Annotated in this window: 11 protein-coding genes and 3 pseudogenes; 7 read left to right on the forward strand and 7 right to left on the reverse strand. The window is 69.1% G+C overall.

Features of this window, described 5'->3' with window-relative positions; genetic code table 11:
• From FNX44_RS20890 to FNX44_RS20910, 5 genes and pseudogenes are all read right to left on the reverse strand, one after another.
• Positions 1–100, reverse strand: a pseudogene (locus tag FNX44_RS20890) (YnfA family protein); the annotation flags it as partial.
• Between the two features lie 135 nt (positions 101–235).
• On the reverse strand, positions 236–1,087 hold the full coding sequence (locus tag FNX44_RS20895; RefSeq protein ID WP_143650136.1) for a helix-turn-helix domain-containing protein: 852 nt from the start codon (positions 1,085–1,087) through the stop codon (positions 236–238).
• A 10-nt stretch (positions 1,088–1,097) separates the two neighbouring features.
• Positions 1,098–1,844 (reverse strand): DUF6879 family protein, encoded by a 747-nt coding sequence (locus FNX44_RS20900; RefSeq protein WP_143650137.1) that lies wholly within the window; start codon positions 1,842–1,844, stop codon positions 1,098–1,100.
• Between the two features lie 356 nt (positions 1,845–2,200).
• Positions 2,201–2,506: a hypothetical protein gene (locus FNX44_RS20905; protein WP_153507549.1), complete on the reverse strand. Its 306-nt coding sequence runs from the start codon at positions 2,504–2,506 to the stop codon at positions 2,201–2,203.
• Between the two features lie 52 nt (positions 2,507–2,558).
• Positions 2,559–3,107, reverse strand: a pseudogene (locus FNX44_RS20910) (transposase); the annotation flags it as partial.
• A gap of 23 nt (positions 3,108–3,130) precedes the next feature.
• On the opposite strand from FNX44_RS20910, the gene FNX44_RS29740 reads away from it, so the two are divergent.
• Together FNX44_RS29740 and FNX44_RS29745 are read left to right on the forward strand one after the other, a co-directional pair.
• Positions 3,131–3,229 (forward strand): divalent-cation tolerance protein CutA, encoded by a 99-nt coding sequence (locus FNX44_RS29740; RefSeq protein ID WP_323369541.1) that lies wholly within the window; start codon positions 3,131–3,133, stop codon positions 3,227–3,229.
• A 34-nt stretch (positions 3,230–3,263) separates the two neighbouring features.
• Positions 3,264–3,356, forward strand: a pseudogene (locus FNX44_RS29745) (hypothetical protein); the annotation flags it as partial.
• Between the two features lie 56 nt (positions 3,357–3,412).
• Here the strand turns inward: FNX44_RS29745 and FNX44_RS20920 are convergent.
• Together FNX44_RS20920 and FNX44_RS20925 are read right to left on the reverse strand one after the other, a co-directional pair.
• On the reverse strand, positions 3,413–3,949 hold the full coding sequence (locus tag FNX44_RS20920) for a flavoprotein (RefSeq protein WP_143650138.1): 537 nt from the start codon (positions 3,947–3,949) through the stop codon (positions 3,413–3,415).
• Positions 3,946–5,154, reverse strand: a complete 1,209-nt coding sequence (locus tag FNX44_RS20925) for a helix-turn-helix domain-containing protein (protein ID WP_323369539.1) — start codon at positions 5,152–5,154, stop codon at positions 3,946–3,948. Before FNX44_RS20925 ends, FNX44_RS20920 begins: the two co-directional genes overlap by 4 nt.
• Before the next feature lie 212 nt (positions 5,155–5,366).
• Between FNX44_RS20925 and FNX44_RS20930 the strand changes: the two genes are divergently transcribed.
• From FNX44_RS20930 to FNX44_RS20945, 5 genes are all read left to right on the forward strand, one after another.
• On the forward strand, positions 5,367–5,546 hold the full coding sequence (locus FNX44_RS20930) for a hypothetical protein (RefSeq protein WP_153507551.1): 180 nt from the start codon (positions 5,367–5,369) through the stop codon (positions 5,544–5,546).
• 199 nt (positions 5,547–5,745) lie between these two features.
• On the forward strand, positions 5,746–5,988 hold the full coding sequence (locus FNX44_RS20935; RefSeq protein ID WP_153507552.1) for a hypothetical protein: 243 nt from the start codon (positions 5,746–5,748) through the stop codon (positions 5,986–5,988).
• A gap of 234 nt (positions 5,989–6,222) precedes the next feature.
• On the forward strand, positions 6,223–6,345 hold the full coding sequence (locus FNX44_RS29550; RefSeq protein WP_267129479.1) for a hypothetical protein: 123 nt from the start codon (positions 6,223–6,225) through the stop codon (positions 6,343–6,345).
• Positions 6,346–6,412: 67 nt separating this feature from the next.
• A complete protein-coding gene (locus tag FNX44_RS20940; RefSeq protein WP_143650141.1) occupies positions 6,413–6,772 on the forward strand; it encodes a hypothetical protein in 360 nt (119 codons plus the stop codon).
• 82 nt (positions 6,773–6,854) lie between these two features.
• Positions 6,855–7,436: an RNA polymerase sigma factor gene (locus FNX44_RS20945; protein WP_143650143.1), complete on the forward strand. Its 582-nt coding sequence runs from the start codon at positions 6,855–6,857 to the stop codon at positions 7,434–7,436.
• Positions 7,437–7,607 lie beyond the last annotated feature (171 nt).

Below are 7,607 nucleotides of genomic sequence, written 5' to 3' on the forward strand. Positions count from 1 at the left end.
GCCCCCGGTTCTCCCGCACCCCCTGCCACACCAACCAGGCGCCCCCGATCTCACACAACGCCGCCAACACGTACAACGCCACCGACCGACCCACAAACATCCCACCACCCTAGAACGCCCCCGAGCCCGCTTCCCGCGATCAGCTCCCCCTGGACACAGGGTCCGGCTGAGGTTCCGCCGCAGAAGCCCGAACCGGGAACTCCCCCGGTAGGTCAAAAGGGCACGCCCGCGCGGCTCAACGCAGGTTCAGGGCACGGCGTGCGGAGTTGATGACGTTGTGGGCGTCGGCTCCGTACGCGGCCGATTCGCTGAGGGTCTTCCACACCTTCGAGTACAAGGCGATGTTGTCGGCGTCGTCCAACCACATCTCGGCGTGCCAGTCCTCCGCGACCACCAGGCGGTCATCGAGTACCCAGAAGCCATTGGCGGGCACGATCTTGACAGAGGCCGTGAACGGGATGACGCCCAGCTCGACCGTGTCCATCCCGAGCATGCCGGCAAGGCGGTCGAGCTGGGCGGACAGCACCGAGGGCGGACAGATCAGCGACCGCAATGCCGCTTCCCACATCAGGACGTGCAGCTTGCGGCCGGACCGGTAAAGCCACTCCTGCCGCTGCACCCGGGAACGCACAGCTTCCTCGATGTCGCTGGCTCCGCCGAGCAGTTCGGAATAGCGCTGGATGACATGGCGCGCGTACTCGGGAGTCTGCATCAGACCGGCGATGACCGACTCTTCCCAGACCCACATTTCCGACGTGCGGTCGATCTCGGCGCTCAGCCCCTCGTGCAGCGGCTTGAAGCCGCTCGCCAGCGCGCGACGCCATGACCTGATGTGCGACTCGAACCCCGCCAGCCGGGCGGCGAGCTCGGGGTACACGTCCGGCTGCTCGGTCGCGTCGGCCCACGCCCTGAGGTCCTCGGGAGTGGCCGTCTGCTTGCCGTTCTCCAGCTTGCTGACCTTGGAGCCGGGCCAGCCGAGCCGCTGGGCAAGCTGCTGACCGGTGAGCCGACCACCAGGGCAGGTGAACCGGAGTTCGCGCAGCCGCGCCCCCAGGGCCACCCTTGCTTGCTGATAGTCAGTGCTCACCGGTCGCGCGTCATTCGGTCGGGGGTACCTGCGCGGCGAACTGGTCGAACGGCACCGCGTGGTGCATCGCCGCGTCACGGACCATGGCGTACCGCACGACCTCAGCCGGTTCGGTGACCAGCTCGATGTTCACGATGTTGTCGGCGTCATCGAAGTGCAGCAGCGCGACCAACCGTGAGTCGAAGATCCAGAAGTCTTCGGCGGGCAGGTCGGCGGCCTCCTCACGCCACAGGTAGCGGATGTCCTCGCCGACCGCCGCGTTGTGCCGGGCGTAGTCGAGCAAGAACCGCTGTTCTGTGGTCATCGGGTTGTCGGCGACGCGCACCCGACCGACCGTCTTGCCTGCCTCGGTCTGGTCCTTGATGTTGACGAACCAGGGCTCGTCGGGGTCGCAGGGCGCGGAGCCGGTGGCCAAGAACGCCTGAAAGTCGGGGTCTTCGCGGTCGGATGCGTAGCCACGCCGGGTCTCCAGCCGCCAAGCGGTGTGCTGGAAGGTCTCGAACAGACGGCGGAAGGTGGCCCGGTCGACGAGTTCCGGCACCCTCTCCATCTCCTTCGGTCCCCAGTTCACAAGCAGTTCGCGTGGCACGGCCACCGCTGCCTCGTTCGCCCCGAAGTGCTGGAGCTGCGCGAGGTCTTCCGGGTCGGTGATGGGTGTGCCCTGAACGATGATCTCGCCGGTGCCCTCGTCAGTGTGCAGGGCGGGGCAGCCGTCGACCTTGCTGTCTGTGCCGGTGAAGCGGAGCTGACGAGCCATGGACGCTCTCCCCTCCAAAGGGTGGTGATCCAACAGCATGGTCCGAGGCCTCAGCTCGGCACCACGGGGTCTGACCGAGCCCAGGAGAAAGCACCAGCAATCTTCGTGAGCCGTCGAGCAAACTGGAGAAAACAGCATACCGTCGCGCAACTCCCCACTTCTGGTGCCACGTTCATCGCTACGAAGGAACGGCAGGACGTCAACCCGTACGCGATGGTCCGGCCGCCCCTGGGCGCACGGAGCGGTGCCGTAGGCGGGGCTCCAGGGCCCCGGGACTTCCCGCGGCAGTAGGAAGCACGCGGAACGGGATGGGAGCCAGAGCGGCCCCCGGAAAGACACCTCATGTAGTTAAGCCGTCAAGCGGCAGCGGGTCCGCCGCCCCATCGCCCGCGCAGAACCTCGGCCCAGTCGCCAGCTTCGGCACCCGGATCCTCCCACGGCGGCACCGGATTGGGAGCCGTCTCGATCAGGTGCACGAGCGTCCAGGCAACGCCGTAGCAGTCGTCGGGGCCGAAGCAGGCGGCCAGGGCGGCAGCCTCTTCGGACGTGACTGGGCGGGAGATCGCCGTCAGCTGGCGTTCACGCCGGTCGATCTCTTCCTCACTCGCGTCCCAGTCGGGAAGCGGTCCGTCGGCAACGAACGTCTGCACTTCGGGTCTCATGACCGAATGATCGTCTCCCCCGCCGCCCTGGGACAAGCTGCCCCGTTCTGCTTCACGCGGTGGCTGTTCCTGCTGGTTGGGGCACTGCCGGGAAAGCGATCGCTTCATCAAACGGGACCCGTGCCAAGAGGCAGTGATGGAGTTGGCCGAGCATGCGGTTGAACAGGTGCCTCAGGGCCTGCATGTGCCAGTCCCCCGTGCTCCGTCGGCGCCGGTAGTGGGCGTCTGCGCCGGCTGAGCCGCCGAGAGAGGCGAAGGCCCAGAGGTGGCCGACGTGGTTGAGCCGGTTGTTCTTGACGAACCGGCGCCCGACGTAGTGGCGCTTGCCGGAGGCGCGGGTGATGGGGGCCGCGCCCGCGTATGCCTTCAGCCCTCCAGCGGTGGCGAACCGGGTGCGGTCGTCGCCGATCTCCGCCAGGATCCGTGCGCCGATCTGGGAGCCGATGCCGGGGAAGCTCAGCATGATCGTGGCGTCGGGGTGGGCTCGGAAGGCTTCCTCCGTGGCTTCGCCGAGATCGGCGACTGCTTCGCAGGCGGCGTCCAGCTGCAGCAGCAGGGCCGCGGCCTGCTTGCCCATCGCGTCTTCGACCAGCGGGACCTGGTGGGGCCCAGCTCGTCGAGTCGGTGACGTCGGCCTTCTGGCACCAGGGGGAGTTCGGCACGGGCGAGGAGTGGCAACTACTCCTGAAGACCCGGGCCGACCGGCCGGTACGCCGAACTTGAAGCACACCTCCTCGAACACCACCCGTGGGACAACCCGGAGGTCACAGCCACCCCCATCGAGGCAGGTTCGGCCGCCTACCTCAGATGGATCGGTTCCACGGTGCGCCCGCAGCAGCACCCGGAGTGATCCCAGCGTTCCGCCTTGCCGCGCTGCCGGGCGATGAACCCCGGCATCGCGCCAAGCTACTGGCTAGACACCTCACGTGCGGCGTTGATGCCTAGCAGCCACGGGAAGCGGGAGGTGTTCCCCTGCTTGGGGGCGTGCGGCTCGCCGGGTCCGAAGACGACGTGCACGCCTTGGTCGCGTAGCGTCTGCACCGCCCGGTCGACGGCTGGCTGAGCTCCGAGGGCAGTTGACCAGAACGGCATGGCGATCACGGGGACGCCGAGGTGGACGGCTTCGGCGGGGATGCCGAGTGCGACGGTGTCGGTGATGCCGGCGGCCCACTTGCATGCGCTGGTCGTCGTCAGGGGAGCGACCAGCATGGCGTCCGCCTTGGGGAGGCCGCCGGATTCGCCGGGCAGGGTGTAGCGGGACCGTACGGGATGGTCGGTCAGCGTCTCCAACTCGCCGACCCGCGGCTCCCACCAGCGGGCAGCGGTCGGCGAGAGGATCAGGCACACGTTCCACCCGTCGGCCTGCGCCGCGCGCACGCCGTCATCGACGTACTCGGCGGGTCCGGCGGCAGTCGCGATGAGGTAGAGCACAGGCGTGGTCATGTCTGGAGTCCACAACGGCGTGCGAGTCCGGTCAACTTCGCGCTGGGTGTGGGCACGAGCTCAAGGAGTTCGGCGACGAGCCGGAGCACGTCGGGCCTTCTCAACTCCTCGGGTGCGAGTCGCTCGGCGTTGAGGAGGTCGCGGATTGCGTCCTCGCGCCGACGGGTGAGGGCCGCCGCGCGGGCCGTGGTGATCAGGAAGCGGGACTGCCGCTCGCGGCTGAGTTTCCTGACCGCTTGCGGTTCGATCTTCCGCGCGGTCTCCAGCGCCGACCAGGCGTCATCGAGACGCAGCAGCACATCGGCTTCATGTAGCTGGACGTTTGTGAGCCCGAACTCGGTGAAGTCGCCGGATCGCTCGTCGATCAGTGCGACCTCCCGGGCGGTTTCAAGCTGTTCGGTCGCTGTGGAGATCGCGTGCTGTGACCGCCCGTCGCCGGTGGCAGCCACAGCCGCCACCAGGTAGAGCATGCCAAGGGTGGACAGCCCGGCAGGGCCGTGGCGTTCGAGATCGGGGCGGAGGGTGGTGGCGGTGTCCGTGGCGTAGCCGACAGCCGCAGCGTAGCGTCGCTGGTGTATCAGGCCCCGAGTAACACGGCGGGCGGCAGCGCCCATCGCGACTGCATCGCCTGCCTGCTGTGCGGCGGCAAGAGCCCGGTCTGCGGCGAGAACGGCGGGTGTGCGCGTAGCCGCTCCGAACTTGAACAACAGCGAGGCGGACAGCTGGTAGGCCCGCGAGAGCAGTACAGCGGCAGCGGAAGTCGTCTCAGCCGTACGGTGCGCAACAGGCAGCACGGCCGTAAGTTCCCGTGCCACGGCCGTGTAGTGACCGGCGGCCCAGGCCTGACAGCAGTACGTGATCCTTTTTTCAAGAGCGGTTACTTGCACCCCCTCGCCATCTGGGATGGGAGTGACGAGGACGTCAGCGAGCGCGGATACCTCTGGTGGAGGCGTGGGTTCGGCGTTAGCGGGCTCGTCCGCCATGAGACGCGCCAACGGCACGCGCAGTGCTACGGCGGCTCTCAGTAGTACGGACAACCGGGGATCCGTCTGCCGGTGCCCGCCCTCCAGGTCCTGCACCCATCGGCGACTCTGCCCCATCAGGCGGCCGAGCTCAGCCTGAGTCAGGCCACGATGCTCACGCCAATATGCGATTCGGCGTCCAACCTGGTCGTGCACGGCGACCTCCGTCAAGAAGGCACGCACTTCGCGTGCTCACGCATTGTGTCACCCCCCTTACGGTCAGCGGTGCCGGATGACCATAGAAGGGAAGTGACCACGCGTATGAGTCCTCCTGCCCAGGCGCTGAGGCGTTGTGACAGGTGCCGAAACCTCACTCAGGCCGCTCACCGTGTGCGCGGTGCTTGGGCCTGTCGCCGCCCGGACTGTGTTCGTCCAGGCGACTGGGAGGAGCGCTGATGCGCGATCTCTGCGACCGCTGTGAGCGCGCCGAGTTGTCGGTGCGAACTGTCGCGATCGTCGACCAGAACACCGGACCTGGCTGGTCCCATCGCGCCTGCACGACGTGCTTGCCTTACGGGCACGGCGAGTTCGACGACGCCCGGGTGTCGCAGCCGGCGCGTAAGGGGGCGCCGTGATGAGGCGTGTGGCGCTGAGTCATCGGATTGTCGTCGCTCGGGGCGGCTGGCCGGTTGGGGGTCGGGTGGACCACACCGGGCCGTTGGACGGGGACGCGTCTCGGCTCGTGCGTCCCTACGTGTCCGTGTCCGTCGAACGGCCGCTTCCGCGCTGGGTGTCGTTGTCCGGCACGCGATACGGGCCGTGGGCGTGGGCGCGGTGAGTGCAGACAGCGCCGACGGTGAGCTGTGCGGGCGGTGTCGGCCGAGGTGGCTGGAGACGGTGCCGCTTGTCGTATCGCGGCTGCCGTGTGTCCGGCCGGCCGGACATGAGGGGCCGCACGAGGACGCGATCTGGCAGAGGTGGGTCGAGTTACCCCCGGAGCTGGTCTACGCGGTCGCGGTGGCCTGCGTGGCGGAACAGCTTCGGCGTGCGTTCGCCGACGGTGAGGCCGCCCGGTGAGTCGCCGTAGACGTCGCCGTGTCGAGCATGCCCTGGCTGCGCAGGTCGTCTACTGCCTGCTGCTGGCCGGACTGCTGCTGCTCATCGTGCTCGGCGCGAAGCCGTAGAGACGGGGCTGTTCAGCGGTCGAGTGATCACCGCTGGCTGGCTCACGCAAGCCCGCCCCGGCCGCACATCCCTGGCAGGACCGGCCGGGGCGGATCGCAGGTAGCAACCACCTACACGGAGGAGCCTATGCGCATCCGTCTCCGCTCGCTGCCCTTCGACCCGCAGGACGAGGGGCCGGATATCGACGACACGACCCCGCCGGCCGAGGAACCGGACTGCGGGAGCGGCACCGGCTGCGGCCGCGAGTAGTACGTCCCCTGCGAATCGGCCGGCCCCTCGATAGGTGGGGCCGGCCACCAGGACCTCGGGAGGCCCTGTGCACCACTGGCACGCCTACGGATACACCGGCCACGAGATCCCACCGGACTCCCAAGCCCGCGACGACAGCAGAGCGGTGATGCCACGGGAGTTGGACGCTTGGTTCCGGAAGCCCGGAACGATGCTCGTCGGTACCTACCACCACGCGGACGAGGCGTACGCCTGGCTGGCCGAGGAGTTGAGGGAACACGCGCCGGTACCCGGAGGGCTGTCCGTCGAACTGCACCTGAAGCACGCGCACCGCATGCTGCAACTCGGCCAGGACGCCTATGTCGGCTACTACGAACCCGGCCGGATCATCGTTCGCACGCTACTGACATGCCCGCGCGGCAAGGAGCGGTGCCCGGACCCGCGGTAGCCGCCGCGCCTCCCACGCCATGCTGCGCGGGGTGTGAGCGGGGTCACGGCAACGGTCTTCGGGGAGCGGACATTTCTTTGGTGTGGACCATCAACTGTTCGCGGAGATCTATGAGGCGCACGCCGACGCGGTGTACGCGCACGCAGTCCGCATGACCGCCGACCGGGCGGGCGCGGAGGACGTCGTCTCCCTCACCTTTCTTGAGGCGTGGCGGCTGCGCGCCACGCTCGACGGCGTCGACAGCCGGCGTGCGTGGCTGTTCGGCGTCGCCACGAACGTCATCCGCAACACGCGCCGGGCGGCGCGGCGGCACCGGGAGGCGATGGGTCGGCTGCCGCCGCCCGAGTACGAGCCGGACCCGGCGGACGCGGTCGTCGACCGGTTGGGCGGGGACGGCCGGGCGGCGGCGGCGCTCGCCGCGTTGGGCCGGCTGTCGCGGGCGGACCGCGAGGTGATCCTGCTGTACGCCTGGTCGGGACTGTCGCACGCCGAGGTGGCGCAGGCGTGCGGCGTGCCCGTGGGGACTGTGCGTTCGCGGCTCTCGCGGGCGCGGGCCCGGCTGCGGCGGACAAGCGGTGTGGAGGCGGACGGGCCGCGGCGCCCCGGGCGGGCGCCGCGGCCGCGTGCGGCCCGTACCGACATCACTCAGGAGGGAGCGCTGTGACCGCCGTCGACGACAAGCGGCATGGAAGTGACGACGAACGGGTGGCGATCCGGGCGCTCGTACCGGGGGTGGCCGACGAGGACCTGCCGTTCGGCGGGCGGCGTCGGGTCGGGGACCGGCTGATGCGGGAACTCGGCGGGGGTGCGCGGGCGGCGGCGCCCGCGCGGCGGT

Source organism: Streptomyces alkaliterrae (assembly GCF_007097205.2).
Lineage (GTDB): Bacteria > Actinomycetota > Actinomycetes > Streptomycetales > Streptomycetaceae > Streptomyces > Streptomyces alkaliterrae.

What these genes read in the sequence shown, in the direction of transcription:
- FNX44_RS20900 (WP_143650137.1), bottom strand. Translation starts at nt 1,844, where the DNA reads ATGGCTCGTCAGCTCCGCTTCACCGGCACAGACAGCAAGGTCGACGGC.
- FNX44_RS20905 (WP_153507549.1), bottom strand. Translation starts at nt 2,506, where the DNA reads ATGAGACCCGAAGTGCAGACGTTCGTTGCCGACGGACCGCTTCCCGAC.
- FNX44_RS20920 (WP_143650138.1), bottom strand. Translation starts at nt 3,949, where the DNA reads ATGACCACGCCTGTGCTCTACCTCATCGCGACTGCCGCCGGACCCGCC.
- FNX44_RS20930 (WP_153507551.1), top strand. Translation starts at nt 5,367, where the DNA reads ATGCGCGATCTCTGCGACCGCTGTGAGCGCGCCGAGTTGTCGGTGCGA.
- FNX44_RS29550 (WP_267129479.1), top strand. Translation starts at nt 6,223, where the DNA reads ATGCGCATCCGTCTCCGCTCGCTGCCCTTCGACCCGCAGGACGAGGGG.